Consider the following 21,140-nt stretch of genomic DNA (forward strand, 5'->3'; position numbering starts at 1 on the left):
AATTTTTACCCACCCAACCTCCCTACGTTCCGCGACTTGTTCGCGAAATCTAGTATCCTACTATATCCCTGGATCCCACGGACTAGCCGCGGGACGTAGCTCGTTTTAATTATTATCTATTTAGGGTTTTTAATTAAAATTTTTCTTAATTTTTTAAATAACAAGACAGTTTCTTTCTGATTATTTTTACTATAACTTTCAATAAATTGTAATCTTATTTGATCATAACTTAATAAAAACTCTAAAATTTCTTTGGTAAGATGCGGTAATTTATTTTGCAGAATTTTGCATTGTTTTTGCAGAGTCATTGCAGGATTAATTGGAATATTAAATCGTTTAAATTCTCTTTGTAATTGTTGATAAGCTTTTGCTAAAGGATCCCTTCTTCTATATTGGCTCAGAGCGTAGATTAATCCCATTATAATAATAAAACATAAGAAAGTAGCAATAGCCGCTCTTAATAAATCAGTTGTATTCCAGTGTCCCAAACCTAATTTTTTTAGTAAGTCTAATTGCGTATCTTGATTATAAAAAAGTAGCCAACGATCAGCAAAAAAGCGAAGTGTTTCCATAAAGAATTGGGAACGTTGTAACCAGCTTAAACTGGTAGAATAATCATTTCTTTGTTGAGCAAGCCTTGAAAATTGTAAATTACGAATGGCTTTATCAATTCGCTCTGGTGCTATAAAACTTGTTGGATCTACCCGCTGCCAGCCTAAATTTTCTTGCCAATATTCAATCCAAGCATGAGCATTATTTTGCTGAATATCTAAATAGCGTCCAACACTATTCCATATGCCACCTTGATAACCTACAACTACCCTGCTAGGTATACCAAGGGCTCGTAAAATAATAGCAACAGCACTCGCATAATGCTCACAATAACCTTGCCTTGATTCAAACCAGAATTCATCCATTTGATCTTTAGAATATAATTTATTTGGCATTAACGTGTAGTAAAAAGGTTGTTGCCTAATATACACTGCAAGATTTTTAATAATTTGTTCAGGATTATTTCTTAAATTTATAAAATTTTCTCTCGACCAAGAAATTAGCTGGTTATTGACATTAGCTGGCAACTGTACGTTTTGCTGTAATTCAGTTGCACTTAAAGGGCGATACAACTCTTTTCCTACTTGTATGCCATAAATCAAACGCTGCTGGATTTTTTCTTGATTAGCTAAAACTAATCCATGATTAGTTATAAAAAGTAATTTAGGATTGGCCGCTATTGGAAATCCTAAATAAAATAACCACTTTTTTTGGTGGGGATCTAACATTACCTCATAATCTACATTTTGATGGGTGCTCAATTCTTTAAGGGGCCTTAAGTCGCTTTGTCTTATTCCTATAGGATTCCAGCTAACGCCATTATAAAAATTAAGTATTAACCCTTGCCAATAACCATTTAAAATGGGTTTATCCTTAAAGGTGACTCGGAAAGCTGTCCGATCATCTGTAAATAACTGTGTAATTGAACCGGGACTTAATTTTTCGCTAAAACCTATTTGATTTAAAGAATGCGTGGGGACTTGCCAAAGCGGTTTAGCAATCCTTGGGAAAATATAAAAAAGCACTAGGCTGAACGGGATTGCTATTAATAAATATTTGAAACTTCTAGAACTTAAATTTTTAAAAGAGACTTGCTGAGAATTGAGCTTTAACATCAACAATACATTCATTAATATAGCAATAAATAAATAAACAACTATCCAAAGACTCTGATCAATTATTAAAGAGGTAAGGACAAGATAAAAATTACAAATAATTAAAAATTTGATGTCACGAATATTATGAATTTCAAGGCATTTTAAACCAATAAACGTTGCTAAGAATCCTATAAAAAACCCGCTATTGATCATATTGCCATAATAGATTTTTAATAAAATGACTGTACTTATTATAAAAACTAATTTAAGCCAGCCTGGTAGCGGCGAAAAATTAAAGTAAGTAGCGATAAACTTATAGCTCACCGCGCCAATGAGTAATAGTGTTATCCAATAGGGTGATTGAAAAAAGTGAGGAAAATAACATATTAATGTTACAACTAACATGTAACGGGTTAATAATAATAAATGAGAATATTTGCTCATTGTTTTCATGAATAGGTAGCCAATTGACGTAAGCATTGCTTAAGGTGAGATTCGCCATGAGAAAACTTGGTACTTTGCGTCCCTAATTTAAGGCTGTATAAATCATCTCTAGCTTCAGCAGCTTGCACCCAGTAACTTAAAAAGCGAAGTTTTCCTTCTAGATCAATTGCTGGTAAATCCTGTAATTGAAAAAGCCAGTAATCGCCTTCTACGCTATCCATTGTTTTGATAAACCAACCTTGGCTTTTGGCAACAATTTTCCAAGCAATTAAATTGGGTTGAGCCCATGGATTTTCGACTTGCTTTAAATCATAAACTTCATTATCACCAGCTAAGGCCACTTCGTTTTTCTCTTGAAGACTAACGGGCATTGGCCAAAAACCTGGAAAAACAGGTTTAGGGTATACATAGAATTGCCTATCGAAATAGGCATAGCCCCAAACTTTAAATAATCCTAAGGGATAAAAGCTGGTAATTTTTATAGTTGGTAATTTAAAACATCCTCTTTGCCCTGTTTTTATGGACAAAATAAATTTAAATTCATTTAATAACGCTTCTTCTATGATAATTGGTTCTTGTGCTATGCATTGAAATACTAAGCCATAACGTATTTTTTTATTAGGTTGAATTAAAAGATGGATTTGAGCTAAGCTTTCTTCTTCTGCATCATCAATTGTTAGTAATTTAAGCCCTAATTCTTTTAAGTTAGCATGAGCTTCCCAAGCACTTCCCATACCAATTAAAGATAATAAAAATACCATTAAAAAAATTAAACTGATTTGATAATTAATTGCTGCGGTAAATAACGTAATTAATACAAAAGCGTAAGCCCAACCAAAAGCCGATGGAACGATATAGATATTTTTAGAACCAAAGACTTGTGGATTGCCCTTTTGATTACGTGCTTTAAACCATTTTTCTAGTTTATTAGATAGCTTCTTATTCATAAGTAATTATACAGGAACTTGCACACTATCAGTTAAAAGCTCTGCTGCTGATAAATTATTAGGTGCTTTTTTAAGTAATAATCGATGGTTAACAACTGCTGGTAAAATAGCTTGTATATCATCTGGCCGGATAAAAGTACGCTCTTCAATAAGTGCATAAGCTTGAGCTGCACGAATGATACCTTTTCCAGCTCTAGGGCTTAGCCCATGATTAAACCAGTCTTGATTACGGCTCGCTGTAAGTAGTGACTGAACATAGTCTAATACTAAATCAGAGATAACAATTTTCTCACATTGTTTTTGTAGTGCCATTAATTGAGCAGGTTCAATAACAGGTTCTAAGGCTATAAACTTCTTATTATCTGCCGGCGATTTCAAAATTTCTCGCTCTGCATCCGGAGGCGGATAGCCAATAGCTAAACGCATTAAAAAGCGATCCAATTGCGATTCGGGTAGTAAATATGTACCAATATGATAAGAGGGATTTTGAGTGGCAATAACAAAAAAAGGCTCGGGTAATAGTTCAGTTCCAGCATCTGTGGTTATTTGCTTTTCTTCCATCGCTTCAAGTAGAGCGCTTTGTGTTTTAGGGGGGGCACGATTAATTTCATCAGCTAATATTAATTGGGCAAAAATAGGACCCTTATGAAAATTAAATGTTCTTGATTGGGGATCAAAAATCGATACGCCTAAAAGATCACTGGGTAACAAATCACTAGTGAATTGAATCCGTCTATATTGCATACCAGTTAACTGCGCCAGGCCATGACTAAGCGTTGTTTTTCCCATACCTGGGCTATCTTCAAGAAGCAAGTTCCCATTTGCTATTAAACAGGTAATACCTAATTTAATAACTTCCTCTTTTCCGAGGAGAACATTGCTTAGTGCATCCTGCAAGTATTTAATCATATAAAATAAGCAATTTTTGGTAGCTATTCATTAGTATAGAACGATAAATTGGTTATTGCTTATCATAAGCGCTTTACTACTAATCCATCCGATCGTTTTTTTGCAAAGGCGTGCTATGCTAAAATTTAAACGCTTTCTAAATTTTAACTTTAAAAAAGTATCTAATTTAAGGATAACTATGATTGAGCTATATTATTGGCCAACGCCAAATGGGCATAAAATAACGATATTTCTAGAAGAATGTAGTTTACCTTATCAAATTATTCCCATCGATATTACAAAAGGTGACCAATTTAAGGATGAATTTTTAAAAATTTCACCTAATAATAGAATGCCTGCAATTATAGATAATGATCCTAATCTCAATAAACCTCTTGCCATTTTTGAGTCTGGCGCAATATTAATGTATCTAGCTGAAAAAACTGGACATTTTTTGCCTAAAGATATAGCGCCCCGTTACGAATGTTTACAATGGTTATTTTGGCAGGTCGGTGGGCTTGGTCCTATGGCTGGTCAAAATCATCACTTTAGCCTTTATGCGCCTGAACAAGTACCTTATGCGATTGAACGATATATACGAGAGACATCAAGATTATATGGTGTTCTTAATAAACAATTAGCAAATCGAGACTTTATTGCCACTGAATACTCCATTGCAGACATGGCTTGCTATCCTTGGATAGTACCTTATGAAAATCAACAACAGGATTTAAACAATTTCCCTCACTTAAAGCGTTGGTTTCTCAAAATGCAGGAACGTCCGGGAGTTAAGCGCGCTTACGAAAAAGGGAATGAAATAAAAACAAATCCTGTGATGAGCGAGGAGGCTAAACGTATCCTTTTTCATCGAGGGAACGATAAAAACTCCGCGTAACCTCATTGTTATATTGTTTCACATTAAGTTCAGGCAGCACAAGGGAGCAAGGTGAAGAAATGTACAAATAAATACATGACTGAGCCTAGCGAGCTTGTAACGCAGTATGAAACTTAAGGGAGCCGCTATAATAAAAAAGTTGGCATTATTTTATTTAAAGATATTTCTTTCTTAATTAATTTTTTAGCAACCTTTTTTGATTAAATTCTAGCCTATAAATTGCACTTTAAATATTAAATCAGCCACTTTAATTAACATTTAATTTTTACTTTAAAGCGAATTAATAAAAAGTCTATTGTATCTAGTCAAATTTGGTTATGATGTAGCATCGCTTCTTTAATGGTCGGTTAATGCGAAGATTTGTTTTAATCCTTTTAATTGGGTTTTGCTTTTCTGCTGTACAAGCTGCTGATTTTAAAATCAATAAAGTTAGAGTAGATAACAAAACAGTTTACATGGTTGATGCTGGCACTTTCCCCCATGAAAGTAATGCCCAACAGCTTAAGATTAAGCTGTCTACAACTTTTAAACAACCGGTAAGCGTTGTTTTTGATAAGGCTAAAAAGCTCTATGTGGTAACCGTTGGTCCAATTACAGATTTAGAATTAGCAAAAACTATTCAACAAGAAGTAAGTGGAAGTAATACTCCTTTAGCTCCGGTAACGGCCCTTCCTCCCACAGTTCCCCTTCCTTCTGCAATACCCTCTATTAACACGGTAGTGGAAAAGAAGTTATGGAATTTAAGAAATGCCGATATTCGTGCCGTTATAGCTGAAGTATCAAGAGTAACTGGCAAAAACTTTATTATTGATCCACGCGTACAAGGAAAAATTTCAATAGTATCCTCTACGCCAATTTCTGATAAAGAATTATATCAAGTTTTCTTATCTGTTTTACAAGTATCAGGTTATGCTGCTATTCCAAGCGGCCAGGTCATTAAAATTGTACCTAACATTGATGCCAAAACAGTGTCCACTGACTTATTAGATGACTTACGTCATCCACCGCGCGGCGATGATATGATGGTAGAGGTTGTTCCTGTACGGTTTGTACCTGCTGAACAGCTCATTCCCGTTCTAAGACCGCTCATGCCTCAATGGAGTAATGTATCGGCTTATGGCCCATCTAATATGTTAATTTTATCAGGACGCGCTAGTAATATTCATCAGCTTGCTAATATTATCAGACAGGTTGATACCTCAACAGCAAACGGCATAGACATGGTACCTTTAAAATATGCCCTTGCTATGGATATTGCAGGTACACTTAAAGATTTGATTAAAACGCAACCTGGTATGGCTGGCCACGCACAGGTCATGCTTGCAGCCGATGATCGTAGTAATTCTATTCTAATTAGTGGTAGCCGAACTGATCGACTGCGATTAAGAGTGCTCATTTCTCAATTAGATAGGCAAAATCCCAACGGCACAAATAGTAATACCCAAGTTGTTTATTTAAGCTATTTAAGAGCAGAAGATTTAGTTCCTATTTTAGCGGGTGTTGCCCAAGCTAACTTTAGTGGTAATGTAGGAACAACAATTGGCACTATTACAAGACCGGAACTTGATAGTACTAATCCTGCTTCTAACCTCGCCAATAGCAATTCTAACAACCAAACAACTACTACTACTCAAACACAACCTGCACCTTTTGCAGCTAATCCCTCAGCAACGCCTAATACCAGCGGCGCTACTACCCAAAATGAAGGGACAACCAAACCTACAGTACAAATTATTGCTGAACCCAATACTAATTCTATTATTATTAATGCCCCTACTAGTTTAATTCGAATTCTAAAAAACGTTATTAGTCAATTAGATATTAGGCCTGCCCAATTATTAATAGAAGCATTAGTAGCAGAAGTTGATGCAGCAGATATCAATAGTTTAGGAATTGAATGGGGAAGTGTTGGTGTTGGTACTAGGGGAGATAATCTATTTGATTCTCCTGTTACCCCCTTTAGACCTGGATTTGCTATTATAAATTCGCAAATTAGTATTGATAATTTCCAAGCGCAGTTATATGGCTTAGTACAAAGGCGAAAAGCTAATGTTTTATCGACACCCTCAGTCGTTGTCCTAGATAATCGACAAGCCAAAATTCTAGTTGGTAAACAAATTTCTGTAGCAAGTACATCTTATCCGAACAATGGAGGTGGTACTACAGTAGCGAGCCCATATACTACGTTTGATCGGGTGAATGTCGCGTTGCATTTATATGTAAGACCACAGATTACACGCGGTAATGGCATACATTTACAGATTGACCAAGGTAATGACACCATTGATCCGTCAACGGCTTTAGACTTAAGTAATCCTATTTTCAAAATTAGTAGTATTGTTACCGCTGTACATGTTGAAAGTGGTAATGTGGTTGTTTTGGGCGGCTTAACACAAGATAGCTTAGGAACGGATAACAATGGTATTCCGATTATTGGCGATATTCCAGGCCTAGGCAGATTTTTTCAACATAATGTGCGCTCGCGTGAGAAACGTGTTTTAATGGTCTTTATTCGCCCTATTATCTTAAGAACACCCCGTGACGCTGTTCATGTCACAGGCTCAAAATATAATGATTTAAGGCAAGATGAGCTTGCTTTTTTACGCTCACAAGATTATGACCCTAATTATAGTAAAATGATTTTACCACCGCTGAAAGAAGCCGACTTACCAACACCATTTAGTCGTTCTGTACAGCAAAAAGTAATTATGACCAAATGATAGAGCCAGAAAAACAAGTAGAGTTACCAAAAAAACAATTGCCTTATACCTTTGCTAAAGCTAATGGTGTTATAGCAACGGTAGATGAGAACAACCATGGTATTTTATTCCATTTGCCTAACCCATCTTTATCAGTGCTGGCTGAAGTTACACGTTTTTTACAATGCGATCTTAAATTAAAAGAAGTTACCGAAAATGAGTTTCAGCAGCATTTAACTAATTATTATCAATCTAAATCGTCCATTTTAGATGCTGCAGAAGGTATGGAAGGTGATATTGATTTATCATTGCTTGCAGGTCAATTACCTACCAGCGAAGACCTATTGGATAATCAGGATGATGCCCCTATCATTCGCTTATTAAATGCTTTATTTACTCAGGCTATTAAGCAAAAAGCTTCTGATATTCATATTGAAACTTATGAAAATCGGGTCATAGTACGTAATCGAGTTGATGGTGTTTTGCATGAGGTTTTAGAAATTCAACGGGCTATTGCGCCCTTAGTTATTTCACGTGTTAAGGTTATGGCAAAGTTGGATATTGCTGAGAAACGCATTCCACAAGATGGTCGGATTGCCCTGCGTATTGGTGGCCATAACGTTGATGTTAGGGTATCAACATTGCCATCAAACCATGGTGAACGGATTGTGCTACGTATTTTAGATAAGCAAGCTGCACAACTTGACTTAGGTTTATTAGGTATGGCAGCAAAGCCATTACAAATTATCCGCGGCTTAATTTCGCAACCCCATGGCATTATTTTAGTGACGGGCCCTACAGGCTCTGGTAAAACTACTTCATTATACGCCATGCTTACAGAATTAAATGAAGTAAGTCGCAATATCCTCACTATCGAAGATCCTATCGAATATGATTTACCAGGAATTGGGCAAACACAAGTAAATACCAAAGTCCAAATGACCTTTGCAAAAGGTTTAAGAGCTATTCTCCGTCAAGACCCTGATGTGGTCATGATTGGAGAAATTCGGGATTTAGAAACAGCTGAAATTGCTGTGCAAGCAAGTTTAACAGGCCATTTAGTTTTATCTACCTTACATACTAACAGTGCACTTGGGGCTTTAACCCGGTTAATAGACATGGGGGTAGAATCCTTTCTCCTTTCTTCAAGTATTATAGGATTGATAGCGCAAAGGCTCGTTAGGAAACTCTGTTCAGCCTGCAAAACACCTCATAACTTACGTGATGATGAGAAAGAGTTAATGGGTATAACAAATGAAATAGATATTTCAAAGGTATGCGAACCTAAAGGATGTGATCTTTGTAATCAACTTGGCTATAGAGGTCGAACTGGCATTTACGAGTTAATTATTATTGATGAAAACTTGCGTGGAATGATTCATAGAAATGATAGTTTGCAAACGATTGATAACTATTTACGTCCACAAGTTCCAACAATTCGCCAAGATGGCTTTAAACGAGTATTAGCTGGAGATACCTCTTTGGCAGAAATTTTACGCGTCACAAGTCAGCATTAATCAAATTTTGCTCAATTTGCTATTTATAATAAGTCTTAGTAGTATTTATAGTAATGCAAACAACTTAATAAGCATTTAAAAAAGGGGAGAAATGATGGCTGAAGAAAAAAATCCCAAAAAACCGCTTCCTGAAAATAATAAAAAAGACGAAAAGGATCCTAAGCGAGAAGAAGAACATGATAAAACATTAAAAGATACCTTTCCTGCTAGTGATCCACCAGCAACTTATTAGTTCTTTGTAAGCTTTTACCTTTAAATTTAATCTTGCTTCTAAGTATCACGGCTGGTTTGCGGCACCTAGAAGATTTGATTTCTGGATGCTGCGGACAAGTCGCGGCACGTAGGTGTTAAATCGTGGTAGGTAGGATTTTATCCAGTAGCCTGCGTGCAAGCCTGCAAGGCCGGAACCCAGGTTTCACTACATTTCGCCCAGGCTGCTCATCACTTTACATATCAAACAACTAGCTTCTTACGCCAGGTTGTGCCATTTGGTCCATCTTCTAGTTCTATATTGTGATTGAGCAAGGTCTCTCTTATCTCATCAGCTTGCTGCCAATTTTTGGCAACACGTGCTTCCCGGCGTTTTTCAATTAGATTTTCTATAAATTCTTTATCAACGTCAGCCGACTCAGCTTGCAAAAACTCAGCAGGAGAACTTTGTAATAAACCTAATAAACCTGCTAATTTTTTTAAAGTATTAGCTAGTGCTGGTCTTTTAGTTTTATTAAACTCATGACTTAATTGAAATAAAATAGATAAAGCAATAGGCGTGTTAAAATCATCATTCATCGCCTTATTAAATTCATTTATCCATGTCTCATCATTCTCATTCGTATCAGTAGCCTCTTTTATAGTCTGATAAAGCCTTGATAGCGCCTTAGCAGCATTATGAAGATTATCTTCTGAGTAATTAAGAGGACTACGATAATGACTGCTTAAAAGAAAATAACGAATCACTTCAGGATGATGTTTTTTCAAAACATCTTGGATAGTAAGAAAGTTACCTGTTGATTTTGCCATTTTTTCATTATTAACTTGCAGCATACCTACATGCAACCAATAATTAGCAAAAGGTTTGTCACTAGCAGCTTCACTTTGAGCAATTTCATTTTCATGGTGAGGAAATTGTAAATCCAGTCCTCCACCATGGATGTCAAACTGCTCGCCTAAAGCATCCATAGCCATAGCTGAGCATTCGATATGCCAACCAGGCCGCCCTTCTCCCCAAGGTGATGACCAACTTGGTTCCTCAGGCTTGGCTTTTTTCCATAAAACAAAATCAAGTGGTGAGTGCTTTTCTTTAACTACTTCAATACGAGCCCCTGCAACAAGACCTTCTAAATCTTTATGAGATAGCTTGCCATAATCTTTAAAATGCTCAACTTCGAAGCAAATATCACCATTTGCACTTTGATAAGCATATCCTTTAGCAAGCAAGCGCTCAATTAGCTTAATAATTGAATCTATATACTCTGTGGCTCGCGGCTCAAAATCTGGTGTTAAAATATTTAAGGCAGCTGTATCAACATGCATAGCCTGAATATATTGTTCTGTCAGCTCTTGAATAGAAACACCACGCTCTCTAGCACGTAATATAATTTTATCGTCAATATCTGTAATGTTACGTACAAATTTTACTGCAAAGCCCTGGCTTCTTAAAAACCTTACAATAACATCAAAACAAACCATTGATCGAGCATGCCCAAGATGACAATAGTCATAAACAGTTATCCCGCAAGCATACAAACCAATTTTACCAGGCGTAATGGGATTAAAAACTTCTTTTTTACGAGTTAATGAATTATATAAATAAAGCATGATCCTCTCTTTCTAAGCATTTGAATTGCCAGTTATGACTATCAAGTAGTAAAACTAATAACAGTTAACTTATTTTTCCCCACGTGTCTTTTAAGTCGACTACGCGATGAAATGCAGTTACTTTATTTTTATCAGATGTATTAACGCAATAATAGCCTAAACGCTCAAATTGAAATACTTCTCCTAACGGTTGATTAGCTAAGGAAGGTTCACATAGAGCTTCCTGCACTTTCATTGAATCAGGATTTAAAAATTGTAAGAAATTCTCTTCGCGCGCAGGATTTGGATCATTAAATAGTCGATCGTATTGATAAACTGTTACTTTATGAGCATGATTACATGAGACCCAGTGTATAACGCCTTTAACTTTACGGCCTTCAGGATTTTTACCCAAAGTGTCAGGATCATAAGTACAATGAATTTCCTTGATTTCATTATTATCATTATAAACGACATTAATACAACGAATAATATATGCATGCCTTAAACGTACTTCTGCTCCAGGTGATAAACGAAAATACCCCTTGGGCGGCTCTTCCATAAAATCGCTGCGCTCTATAAAAATTTCACGTGTAAAAGGTAAGCACCGGGTTCCTGCATCAGGATTGTTTTGATGATATGCTGGATAAAGCTCTTGAGTTTCATCTAGGAAATTATCAATAACAACTTTAACTGGATTAAGCACACATAGTGCGCGTTTAGCCGTTTTATTTAATTCCTCGCGTACACAAGCTTCTAAAATAGACATGTCAATCACGGAATCGCTACGTGAAAGTCCTATCTCTTCACAAAATTGACGAATTGCAGCCGGCGGATAACCACGTTGGCGCATACCTCTTAATGTGGGCAGGCGAGGATCATTCCAACCTTCAACAATTTTCTGCTCCACAAGTTGCCTTAATTTACGTTTACTTGTAACGGTATGTGACAAGTTAAGGCGAGCAAACTCTGTCTGGACAGGCCTAGCAGGTACAGGTAGATTTTCGATAAACCAATCATAGAGTGGCCGATGATCTTGAAACTCAAGTGTACACAATGAATGTGTTATTTTTTCTAATGCATCAGAAATAGGATGCGCATAATCATACATTGGATAAATACACCACTCATCTCCCGTGCGTTGATGATGAGCATGTCGAATACGATATAAAACTGGATCACGCATATTAACGTTACCTGATTGCATGTCAATGCGTGCACGTAACACATGAGTGCCATCAGGAAATTCGCCTGCTTTCATACGAGCAAATAAATCTAAGTTTTCTTCAATAGGTCGATTACGATAAGGACTCTCTTTCCCAGGCTCTTGTAAGGTGCCTCGATAAGCTCGTATTTCTTCCATACTCAAACTATCGACATACGCTTTACCAGCTTTAATTAACATAACAGCATAATCGTAAAGTTGTTGATAATAATCCGAAGAATGAGTTATCTCTTTCCACTCAAAGCCAAGCCATTTAACATCATCAATAATCGCTTTAACATATTCATCCTCTTCTTTAATAGGATTAGTATCATCAAAACGAAGATAACAATCTCCTTTAAATTCTTCTGCTATTCCAAAGTTTAAGCAAATGGACTTGGCATGGCCTACATGCAAATAACCATTAGGCTCCGGTGGAAAACGAGTAATGACTGTTTGATGTTTCCCTGTGGCTAAATCATCTGTTATCAGTTGACGAATAAAATGCGTACGTTTTTCATTAATTTCTGTCATGGTTTACTCTATCTTATCGATGGCTTGTCGCATGTCTTTAATTAAGCTTGCACCTGCAGTATAAATATCTTTATCCTCTTGATAGGCCTCTATAATTTGATTAATTAAAGCGGCTCCCACAATGACGCCATCTGCAAATTCAGCAACTTGTGCTGCAACAGCAGGTGTTTTGATGCCAAAACCAACCATTAAAGGCAAATTAGTTTGTTCCTTTCTCTGCTGATAAAGCGCCTGTACACTTGTTAAATCTAAAGCATTTGAGCCTGTAACACCTTTTAAAGACACATAATATAAATAACCGCGGCCGTATTGATTAATTAATTTCATACGCTCAGTGGTTGTTGTAGGTGAACATAGAAAAATGCTATATAAATTATAGGAATCCCAAATAGCTGTTACTTCTTTTGCTTCTTCAGGCGGTAAATCAACTAAAATTGTACCATCAACACCTACTTCTTTGGCCCGCTTGGCAAAACAATCATAACCATAATATTCAATTGAATTAGTATAACCCATAAGTACAACAGACGTATCATTATCTTTCCGGCGAAAATCTTCTACCATTTTTAATACATCATCACTGGTTATATTATAACGCAGCGCCCGCTCCATAGCTGCTTGTATAACAGGACCTTCGGCCATTGGATCTGAGAATGGAATGCCGAGCTCTAAAATATCTGCACCTGCGGCAACGAGAGCATGCATTAAATCAACAGTTGCTTCAGGATAGGGATCACCTGCAGTCAGATAAGGGCTTAACATCTTTTTTTTATTTGCTCGCAAAGCGGATAATGTTTTTTCGATACGACTCATTTTAAACTCCAATTACCAAGCATTGATTTATATGCAAAGGCCATCAATACTTGCTACAGTATGGATGTCTTTATCACCACGGCCTGATAAATTAACAACAATACTTTGATTAGGTTGCATTGTTTTAGCTAATTTCATGGCATAAGCAACAGCATGGCTTGATTCTAAAGCTGGAATGATGCCTTCTACTTTGGTTAAAGTCCGGAATGCATCGAGAGCTTCATCATCATTTATTGCTACATATTGAGCACGACCTATATCCTTTAAATGAGCATGCTCAGGCCCAACACCAGGGTAATCAAGGCCTGCAGATACAGAATGTGTATCTCTAACCTGCCCATATTCATCACAAAGTAGATAGGTACGGTTGCCATGCAATACACCTGGCTTGCCAGCAATTAGAGAAGCTGAATGCTGACCGGTCTCAATACCCTTTCCACCTGCTTCAACGCCATATATCTTCACATTTTCATCATTTAAAAAGGGATAGAATAAGCCCATGGCATTGGAACCGCCACCAACACAAGCAACTAAAGCATCCGGGAGGCAAGCTTCTTTTTCTAAAAATTGTTGGCGTACTTCTTGGCCAATGATTGCTTGAAAATCTCTTACCATTTGTGGGTAAGGATGTGGTCCTGCAACAGTGCCAATAATATAATACGTATTATCAATGTTACTTACCCAGTCACGCATTGCTTCATTGAGCGCATCCTTTAATGTTTGCGACCCTGCAGTAACAGGAATAACTTTGGCACCGAGTAATTTCATCCGATAAACATTGACTGCTTGTCGCTTAACATCTTCAGCACCCATATATACAACACACTCAAGACCAAGCTTCGCTGCAACAGTTGCAGTAGCAACGCCATGTTGACCTGCACCAGTCTCAGCAATAATACGTGTTTTACCCATTCTTTTAGCTAATAGCGCCTGCCCTACCGTATTATTTATTTTGTGAGCACCAGTATGATTTAGATCTTCCCTTTTTAAATAAATTTTGGCGCCTTGAGCTATGCTGGTTAATCGCTTGGCAAGATACAAAGGTGATGGACGACCGACATAATCTCGTAACTCTTCTTTTAACTCTTCTAAAAAGCTCTCATCATTCCGGTAAGTCGTATAGGCCGTTTGTAATTCATGCAAGGCATGCATTAGAGTATCTGCGACAAAAATGCCACCATAAGGACCAAAATGCCCTTTTTCATCAGGGAGTTCTTTATTCATAATTTTCTCTTAATGCTTTAACAAATTGAATCATTTTATGATGATCTTTTATACCTGGCGATTGCTCAATACCACTACACACATCGACAGCAAATGGCGATATCTTGCTTATAGCCTGCCTAATATTAGCTGCTGTTAATCCACCAGCTAGAATAATTGGTTTTAAACATTCTTTTGGAATATTATTCCAATCAAATGTAATACCCGTGCCACCATAAGCATTTGGGGAAGGCGTATCTAATAGAAAAGCAGATGCACTTGGATATAAGCTCATCATTTCAGTTACTTTATCTTTATCCTTTACTGATAGCGCTTTAATATACGGTAAATTAAATTGGTTGCAAAAGGCCTCTGATTCATTACCATGAAATTGTAACCACTGAATAGGTAATTCATGTATAACTTGCCATACCTCTTCCACTTGTGGATTAACAAAAACCGCTACTATATTAACAAATAAAGGTAAAGGCGTAATCAGCCTTTTAGCGTCTGTAATAGAAATCGCTCGTTTACTTCCTTTATAGAAAATTAAACCAATAGCATCAACACCTAATGCTATTGCATGGACAATATCTTCTTCGCGCGTCATCCCGCACATTTTAATCCTAGTCTTACAACTTTGCATTTAACGCTCCGACAGGAATAAAGGATTAGAAGCGTTAGCTATAATACCAAACTCTTTAGGATAAGTAACATTTACTAGATATAATCCATAGGGTGGCGCAGTTTCAGCACCTAAACGTCTATCGGTAGCCTTTAACACTTCATGCACCCAAATAACGGGTTTTTTTCCTGAACCGACTGCAATTAATACACCAGCAATATTTCTTACCATATGATGCAAAAATGCATTGGCGATAATATCAATAATAACTAAATCACCCTGTCTTGTTACCTGCACATGATAAATATTACGCATAGGCGTATTGGATTGGCATTCTACCGAACGAAATGAAGTAAAATCATTTTCTCCCAATAAATATTGACTAGCCTCATGCATATGAACATGATTTAGTTGCCGATATTGCCAGGTTACATTGCCACGTAACAAAGCAGGACGAATAGCTGAATTATAAATAATATAACGATACTGACGTGATAAGGCTGAATAGCGTGCATGAAAATTATCAGGCATTTCTTTGCCCCATTTTATACAAACATCTTTAGGCAAATAAGAATTAGCCCCTTGAATCCATGAACGAATTGACCGCTCTTTTACACAATCAAAGTGGATAATTTGGTTGGTTGCATGCACACCAGTATCTGTTCGACCAGCACAAACAACATTTATCTTACAATCTGCAATACGACTAATTGCTGTTTCGATAACTTGTTGTACAGTATGTAACCCTGTTTGCGCTTGCCAACCATGATATTGGCTTCCATCGTATTCAACCCCTAAGGCGATACGCATACGCATTTCCTACTAAAATTGGCCAATGTATAACACCATACTATATTTGTCTAGGGAATAAACGCTAAACTACTGAATATCTTAGCAAATAGAATAAATTAATTGAGTTTATGAAAAATTATAGCCTTTTCCCTTAAATTGCAGATAAAGCATAAAGGAGTGAGGGCGAGGAATTGTACCTAGGAGTAGATGAGGGAGTCGAACAAACTTGTTACACAATATGAAATTTAGTGTGAAATGCTATAGCTTACTTATTTAACTTTCCCAATAACTTTTGCGCTTGTGCTTTTTGCTCGTCATTACCAAACTTTATGACTTCTTCTAAGGATTGCTCAGCTGATTCAAAATCTTCCATAGCAATATAAGTTTCCGCTAGAGAAAGTAAGGTATTTAAAGCCGCTTGGCTTTTAACTAATGATGATTCAGATTTGGAATCGTCTGTATTGGCATTCTCAGCAGCGTTATTTTTAGACTTCATTTGATCTATACTTCCTATTTGCTCAGTATTTAAAGTCTCATGAGAATCTGATAAATTCTCGTTATTGGTATCTAAAGATGCCTCATTTACTAAAGGTACTGATGTTTCAGTGTTTGCAGATGTTGCGTCCGCCTTAGGCTTGATATTCTTCAATAGATTTTCTACTTGCTCATCAATCACAAAATCTAAAGATTGCTCATCCCGTATCATTTTTTTGGGTTTAGGTTGAATTAATTTATCTAAACCAGGCTCAAAATCAACAGCATAATCGCCTTCGTTATTCAGCTTATATGGCATATGTGAATCTGTTGGCTGCTGGATATCATTACCATGTTCATCAGAGGGCATCAAGGAATCTTGTTCAGCATCTGATCCTAATTCATTTGCTAAGTAATTATTTTCTTGTTCAGTATTAATTTCTGCACTAGGCGTATTATTTTCTGTTAAACTTGCTTGAGAGGGATTAGCCGCCATTATACTATTATTTACTTCATCAATACTTACTGCCTTTGCTGATTCTGGCGGTGTTACTGGTGCTTGAGAAATAGATGGTGGCTTTTCAGTGATTTGATTATTTACAGACTGAGGCTCATCATTTTCGACTCTGTCTGTACTATTTAATAAACTTACAGGTGTATTAATCTGATCAGTTTTTATAGTTTCATTATGTTGACTTAAGTCCAACGGTTCACTTTGGGTGTTTTTTAATTTTTCTTTATCCTTCTTATTTTCAACAACTTGAACTGGCTCATCCTCTGTAATAAAAGTAGGAGAGTCTGCTTGCATCTTTTGTACAATTAAGGGCTCTACCACTGAATTTTTTGGAGCTTCTGTCGATTCTTCTACATCGGTTATTTCAGCATTAGCTTGACTATGGTCATTTTCAGACAATGTTGTTCTATTTAGATAAGAATTATTAACAGTAGGAGGAACAATAATAGTCGTTTCAGCGTCCTCATTGAGTTCTTTCTCTTCACGGCGTCTAAGCCAAAGCCAGTAAAGCAACCCATAGAGAATTACAATGGAACTTCCACCCATAATTAACCAGTATAGCCAAGGAAAACCGTCCGATGAATTCAAAGAACTAGTTTGTGCATGCAAACCCTGACGTTCCTGCATAATAACTTTTAACTGTTCCTGTAAAATTGCCATTTCCTTTTGCTGTTTCTTCACTTGCTGCTGTAACCGATTATTATCTGCTTTTAATTTATCTAGCTGATCTTTTATTAAGGAATTTTCTGTGCGTATAGTATCAATTGCAGCCAAAGTTACACCAAGTCCTGCACTAATAGTTACGTCGCTGCTTTGTGAAGATAACTTTTTAGACGATTTTTGGGTGATGGAAGGAATGGCGGTATTAGATGCAGTAAAGAATACTTCTGGTGCTGGTAAGGATGCTGCATCATTGGATAAACTTGTCGTCTCTAAATTAAATTTTGGAATGGGCGCAATTTTAGATTCATAATAAATTGTACCTGATACTTTAACTTTAGAAGTCGTAGCAGACTTATTAATATAAGGAGGAAAGATAACATGCTTAATTTCTTGCTTACCTTGCCAAGCCAGATCATGGGCAGCTACTTCTTCTACAGCTAACTGGATAGGTATTTGAACTATCTGCTCACTAGCAGGAATTTTAAGGCGTTCACCAACTTTTAAGCCATTTAAATTGCCTTCCTTAAAAGCATCTAAATTTGCTCCAACAATTGCTAATACAACTTGTGGCAAGGTCGTCTCAGCAGTTTTATATCTTTGAGCAATCTGCCAAATACTTTCATTAGCTAACGTAGGTCCATAGGTTGCTTCCGACGTTTCATTACTAATTTTACCATTTATATCTTGATAAACGGGCTTATCAACAACGCCAGGTTCGCCAATATCTGTTTTATTAATATTAAGTTTTTTACTATCCGTTACTAACCTAGACTTTTTAACTTTATAACCAGGTGGATCTAATAAGATAGTATAAGCGCGATAGATCTGTCCTGAAGGCCAGGTTAAATCAACTACAATTTGCAGGTAAGGATCTGAAATTCGTTCAGTAGAAGTAATAACGATAATAGGTTGGCCATTAGGATCTTTTTTTACAGCAAACCTTAGAAATGATAATATTTCATTAGAAGTTAAGCCAATCCGTGCATATTCTTCGACTGATGCTAAATTTACTCTTATGTTATCTAAAGAAATCCCATCGATGTCTGTAAGTGGAATCTCAGCATTAAAGGGCTGATTAAGATACGAATGTACCTCTATCTCACCCATTCCCATACCAAAAACTGATATAGGTAGCGATAATGATAAAATCGCAGCACCAAGACAATTTAATTTCAAGCAGCGCTCCCTGCGAGGACTAATCCATTTAAATTATTGGAAAATAACATCTATATCCTTGTTATTCAACCAATTCACTACAAATCTCTTTTCAAATCAAATAGACTTCTTCGGGAATGGCCAGTGAGGAATCGATGTCTGTTGAAAATTGGCCTTCAATAGCAGTTTCTGAATAAATCTAATCACTTATAAATTGCATCAAAGCACTTAGTGCTACATAATTCTTATACCTTAATTAAGTAGATTAATATGAAAGCGATTCTTTTAAATGGTAGGCAACTAGCATCAAAATTAAGGACAGATGTAGCACAAGAAATATCAGCAAGAAAAAAGGCTGGTATTACTCCTCCAGCTTTAGCAGTTATTTTAGTTGGCGATGATCCAGCATCTGAAATTTATGTAACCAATAAGAGGCGGGCTTGCGAAGAAGCTGGTATTACCTCAGTTGCTTTCAATCTTCCTGGAAGTACCAAAGAAGAAAAATTAGTCGATTTAATCCAAGAATTGAATCTTAATAACAATATTGATGGCATATTAGTCCAATTTCCCTTACCAACGACTATAGATAGTGATCGTATTATTGAATGTATTGCCCCCTCTAAAGATGTTGATGGTTTTCATCCCTATAATGTTGGTCGTTTAGCGCAACGTATTCCTCTTCTGAGGCCATGCACACCTTTTGGTATTATTCAGCTACTTGATTTTTATGATATTCCTCTACGTGGCAAAAATGCTGTTGTAATAGGCTCATCAAATATTGTTGGCCGCCCTATGGCTTTAGAGTTTTTACTTGCAGGCGCTACCGTAACGGTTTGTCATCGCTTTACCACTGATTTAGAACCGCACGTTAAATTAGCCGATATTATTGTGGTCGCTACAGGTGTATGTGATTTGATTGAGCCTCATTGGTTAAGTAAATCGCAAGTTGTAATCGATGTAGGCATACATAGGCTAGATAATGGTAAATTAAGAGGTGATATTAACTTTGATGCGGCAAGCCTTCAGGTAGGCTGGATAACGCCTGTACCTGGTGGCGTTGGGCCAATGACTATAGCAACTTTGCTGCAAAATACCTTACAAGCTAATAAACAACAAAGGAAAGAGTTAGCTTTCTAAGTCATCCCAATCAAATTCGCCATCTAATTCATCAATATATTCTCGTAAGCGTTTACGCTCTAGCTTATCCTCAAGCATTTTGCGTATACGCTTTTTATGAGCTAAATCTGCTTCCTCTTCTATAGGAAATTCCGAATAAGAATGGGCATCTTCATCAAATTCTCGATCATATTCTCTTGGTAAGTTCATCTTTTTTTCCACGTAGTTGAATCAGTTAATATCTGTATAATTTTTTATCAAATTGTTATTATATTTTCAATATAGTTTATTTTGAAAAAAAATGTAGAAATAATTTATGATTAACTTGCGTAGATTTGCAGCAGTTAAAGCCGTATACTGCAGAAATTTCGCTAAATCAAAAAGTTATGCTCAGCTATCAACATGGTTATCATGCCGGAAATTTTGCAGATGTAATTAAACATCTTACCTTATGCCGTATCCTAAATTATTTAACCCAGAAAGATAAGCCTCTTTTCTATCTAGAAACCCACGCTGGTTCTGGTTTATATGATTTACAAGATCATAAAGCAAAGAAAACGGGTGAAATTAATACAGGTATTATTCCTCTTTGGGAGGCTCGCAAGACTTTACCATCTCTATTTGAACCGTATAAGAGAGTAATTGAATCACTAAATCCAGATAAAAAGCTTCGCTACTATCCTGGTTCACCCTCTTTAGCCCTGGCAAATTTGCGTATACAAGATCGCGCAACCTGCCTTGAATTACATCCTCAAGAATTTAATCAGCTAAAAACTATACCACGCTTTAATAAACGTGTTTTCTTTGGTCACACAAACGGAATTACAGCATTAGAATCATTATTGCCCCCACCAGAGCGTCGCGGGCTCATTTTTATCGATCCCTCCTATGAAATTAAAACAGAGTATAAAGACATTGCAAATGTTGTCATAAAAGCCATGAATCGCTTCGAAACGGGGGTTTATTGTATATGGTACCCTATTCTTAATCGGGGTTTGCATGCGCACTTAATTGAAAAAATTAATGCTAGTAGACCTCGAGCTAAATTACGTATTGAATTTTCGTTGAACGCACCAAATAAGGCATCAATGATAGGTTCTGGCTTAATAATTATAAATCCTCCTTACAGCCTAGCTCAAGAAATGAAGATAATTCTGGAATTTTTAACTAAAATTTTTAATCCCAATAAATCATTTTATTTAATTGAATAA

General features: G+C 36.5%; 17 protein-coding genes. 6 read left to right on the forward strand and 11 right to left on the reverse strand.

What is annotated here, in order from left to right:
• Nucleotides 1-116 precede the first annotated feature (116 nt).
• Genes E1P04_RS10975 through E1P04_RS10985 form a run of 3 tightly spaced genes read right to left on the reverse strand, consistent with a single transcriptional unit; the run spans nt 117 to nt 3,949 of the window.
• Nucleotides 117-2,102 (reverse strand): transglutaminase TgpA family protein, encoded by a 1,986-nt coding sequence (locus E1P04_RS10975; RefSeq protein ID WP_131782955.1) that lies wholly within the window; start codon nt 2,100-2,102, stop codon nt 117-119.
• Nucleotides 2,099-3,040, reverse strand: coding sequence for a hypothetical protein (locus E1P04_RS10980; protein WP_131782956.1), 942 nt, complete (start codon nt 3,038-3,040; stop codon nt 2,099-2,101). The genes E1P04_RS10975 and E1P04_RS10980 overlap by 4 nt, the downstream gene beginning before the upstream one ends.
• A 6-nt stretch (nt 3,041-3,046) precedes the next feature.
• A complete protein-coding gene (locus E1P04_RS10985) occupies nt 3,047-3,949 on the reverse strand; it encodes an AAA family ATPase (protein WP_131782957.1) in 903 nt (300 codons plus the stop codon).
• Nucleotides 3,950-4,127: 178 nt separating this feature from the next.
• Between E1P04_RS10985 and E1P04_RS10990 the strand changes: the two genes are divergently transcribed.
• From E1P04_RS10990 to E1P04_RS17680, 4 genes are all read left to right on the forward strand, one after another.
• Complete coding sequence (locus tag E1P04_RS10990; protein WP_131782958.1) at nt 4,128-4,823, forward strand: glutathione S-transferase N-terminal domain-containing protein; 696 nt, start codon at nt 4,128-4,130, stop codon at nt 4,821-4,823.
• A 350-nt stretch (nt 4,824-5,173) separates the two neighbouring features.
• Nucleotides 5,174-7,543: a GspD family T2SS secretin variant LspD gene (lspD, locus tag E1P04_RS10995; RefSeq protein WP_131782959.1), complete on the forward strand. Its 2,370-nt coding sequence runs from the start codon at nt 5,174-5,176 to the stop codon at nt 7,541-7,543.
• On the forward strand, nt 7,540-9,039 hold the full coding sequence (gene lspE / locus E1P04_RS11000) for a GspE family T2SS ATPase variant LspE (RefSeq protein ID WP_131782960.1): 1,500 nt from the start codon (nt 7,540-7,542) through the stop codon (nt 9,037-9,039). The genes lspD and lspE overlap by 4 nt, the downstream gene beginning before the upstream one ends.
• A 91-nt stretch (nt 9,040-9,130) precedes the next feature.
• A complete protein-coding gene (locus E1P04_RS17680) occupies nt 9,131-9,271 on the forward strand; it encodes a hypothetical protein (protein WP_165482754.1) in 141 nt (46 codons plus the stop codon).
• Nucleotides 9,272-9,492: 221 nt separating this feature from the next.
• On the opposite strand, the gene cysS is transcribed toward E1P04_RS17680, so the two are convergent.
• From cysS to E1P04_RS11035, 7 genes are all read right to left on the reverse strand, one after another.
• Complete coding sequence (gene cysS / locus E1P04_RS11005) at nt 9,493-10,857, reverse strand: cysteine--tRNA ligase (RefSeq protein WP_131782961.1); 1,365 nt, start codon at nt 10,855-10,857, stop codon at nt 9,493-9,495.
• A 64-nt stretch (nt 10,858-10,921) separates the two neighbouring features.
• A complete protein-coding gene (locus E1P04_RS11010) occupies nt 10,922-12,574 on the reverse strand; it encodes a glutamine--tRNA ligase/YqeY domain fusion protein (RefSeq protein WP_131782962.1) in 1,653 nt (550 codons plus the stop codon).
• A gap of 3 nt (nt 12,575-12,577) precedes the next feature.
• Nucleotides 12,578-13,387, reverse strand: coding sequence for a tryptophan synthase subunit alpha (gene trpA / locus E1P04_RS11015; RefSeq protein ID WP_131782963.1), 810 nt, complete (start codon nt 13,385-13,387; stop codon nt 12,578-12,580).
• A gap of 27 nt (nt 13,388-13,414) precedes the next feature.
• Complete coding sequence (gene trpB, locus E1P04_RS11020) at nt 13,415-14,614, reverse strand: tryptophan synthase subunit beta (RefSeq protein ID WP_131782964.1); 1,200 nt, start codon at nt 14,612-14,614, stop codon at nt 13,415-13,417.
• Nucleotides 14,604-15,236 (reverse strand): phosphoribosylanthranilate isomerase, encoded by a 633-nt coding sequence (locus E1P04_RS11025; RefSeq protein WP_131782965.1) that lies wholly within the window; start codon nt 15,234-15,236, stop codon nt 14,604-14,606. The genes trpB and E1P04_RS11025 overlap by 11 nt, the downstream gene beginning before the upstream one ends.
• Complete coding sequence (gene truA, locus E1P04_RS11030; protein ID WP_131782966.1) at nt 15,237-16,025, reverse strand: tRNA pseudouridine(38-40) synthase TruA; 789 nt, start codon at nt 16,023-16,025, stop codon at nt 15,237-15,239. It abuts the gene before it with no gap.
• 247 nt (nt 16,026-16,272) lie between these two features.
• Entirely contained in the window at nt 16,273-18,834 is a 2,562-nt protein-coding gene (locus tag E1P04_RS11035; RefSeq protein WP_131782967.1) for a motility hub landmark protein FimV, read from the reverse strand.
• Nucleotides 18,835-19,083: 249 nt separating this feature from the next.
• On the opposite strand from E1P04_RS11035, the gene folD reads away from it, so the two are divergent.
• Entirely contained in the window at nt 19,084-19,950 is an 867-nt protein-coding gene (gene folD, locus E1P04_RS11040) for a bifunctional methylenetetrahydrofolate dehydrogenase/methenyltetrahydrofolate cyclohydrolase FolD (RefSeq protein ID WP_131782968.1), read from the forward strand.
• Here folD and E1P04_RS11045 read toward each other — a convergent pair.
• Nucleotides 19,939-20,139, reverse strand: coding sequence for a hypothetical protein (locus E1P04_RS11045; RefSeq protein ID WP_131782969.1), 201 nt, complete (start codon nt 20,137-20,139; stop codon nt 19,939-19,941). The two genes, folD and E1P04_RS11045, sit on opposite strands and share 12 nt — an antisense overlap.
• A gap of 176 nt (nt 20,140-20,315) precedes the next feature.
• Between E1P04_RS11045 and E1P04_RS11050 the strand changes: the two genes are divergently transcribed.
• On the forward strand, nt 20,316-21,140 hold the full coding sequence (locus tag E1P04_RS11050) for a 23S rRNA (adenine(2030)-N(6))-methyltransferase RlmJ (protein ID WP_131783086.1): 825 nt from the start codon (nt 20,316-20,318) through the stop codon (nt 21,138-21,140).

This window comes from Legionella gresilensis (genome assembly GCF_900639865.1).
In the GTDB taxonomy this organism is placed as follows: domain Bacteria; phylum Pseudomonadota; class Gammaproteobacteria; order Legionellales; family Legionellaceae; genus Legionella_C; species Legionella_C gresilensis.

Bases quoted from the DNA above. Each gene is read 5' to 3' on its own strand.
- E1P04_RS10975 (WP_131782955.1), bottom strand. From the start codon at position 2,102: ATGAAAACAATGAGCAAATATTCTCATTTATTATTATTAACCCGTTAC.
- E1P04_RS10980 (WP_131782956.1), bottom strand. From the start codon at position 3,040: ATGAATAAGAAGCTATCTAATAAACTAGAAAAATGGTTTAAAGCACGT.
- E1P04_RS10985 (WP_131782957.1), bottom strand. From the start codon at position 3,949: ATGATTAAATACTTGCAGGATGCACTAAGCAATGTTCTCCTCGGAAAA.
- E1P04_RS10990 (WP_131782958.1), top strand. From the start codon at position 4,128: ATGATTGAGCTATATTATTGGCCAACGCCAAATGGGCATAAAATAACG.
- lspD (WP_131782959.1), top strand. From the start codon at position 5,174: ATGCGAAGATTTGTTTTAATCCTTTTAATTGGGTTTTGCTTTTCTGCT.
- lspE (WP_131782960.1), top strand. From the start codon at position 7,540: ATGATAGAGCCAGAAAAACAAGTAGAGTTACCAAAAAAACAATTGCCT.
- E1P04_RS17680 (WP_165482754.1), top strand. From the start codon at position 9,131: ATGATGGCTGAAGAAAAAAATCCCAAAAAACCGCTTCCTGAAAATAAT.
- cysS (WP_131782961.1), bottom strand. From the start codon at position 10,857: ATGCTTTATTTATATAATTCATTAACTCGTAAAAAAGAAGTTTTTAAT.
- E1P04_RS11010 (WP_131782962.1), bottom strand. From the start codon at position 12,574: ATGACAGAAATTAATGAAAAACGTACGCATTTTATTCGTCAACTGATA.
- trpA (WP_131782963.1), bottom strand. From the start codon at position 13,387: ATGAGTCGTATCGAAAAAACATTATCCGCTTTGCGAGCAAATAAAAAA.
- E1P04_RS11025 (WP_131782965.1), bottom strand. From the start codon at position 15,236: ATGCAAAGTTGTAAGACTAGGATTAAAATGTGCGGGATGACGCGCGAA.
- truA (WP_131782966.1), bottom strand. From the start codon at position 16,025: ATGCGTATCGCCTTAGGGGTTGAATACGATGGAAGCCAATATCATGGT.
- folD (WP_131782968.1), top strand. From the start codon at position 19,084: ATGAAAGCGATTCTTTTAAATGGTAGGCAACTAGCATCAAAATTAAGG.
- E1P04_RS11045 (WP_131782969.1), bottom strand. From the start codon at position 20,139: ATGAACTTACCAAGAGAATATGATCGAGAATTTGATGAAGATGCCCAT.
- E1P04_RS11050 (WP_131783086.1), top strand. From the start codon at position 20,316: ATGCTCAGCTATCAACATGGTTATCATGCCGGAAATTTTGCAGATGTA.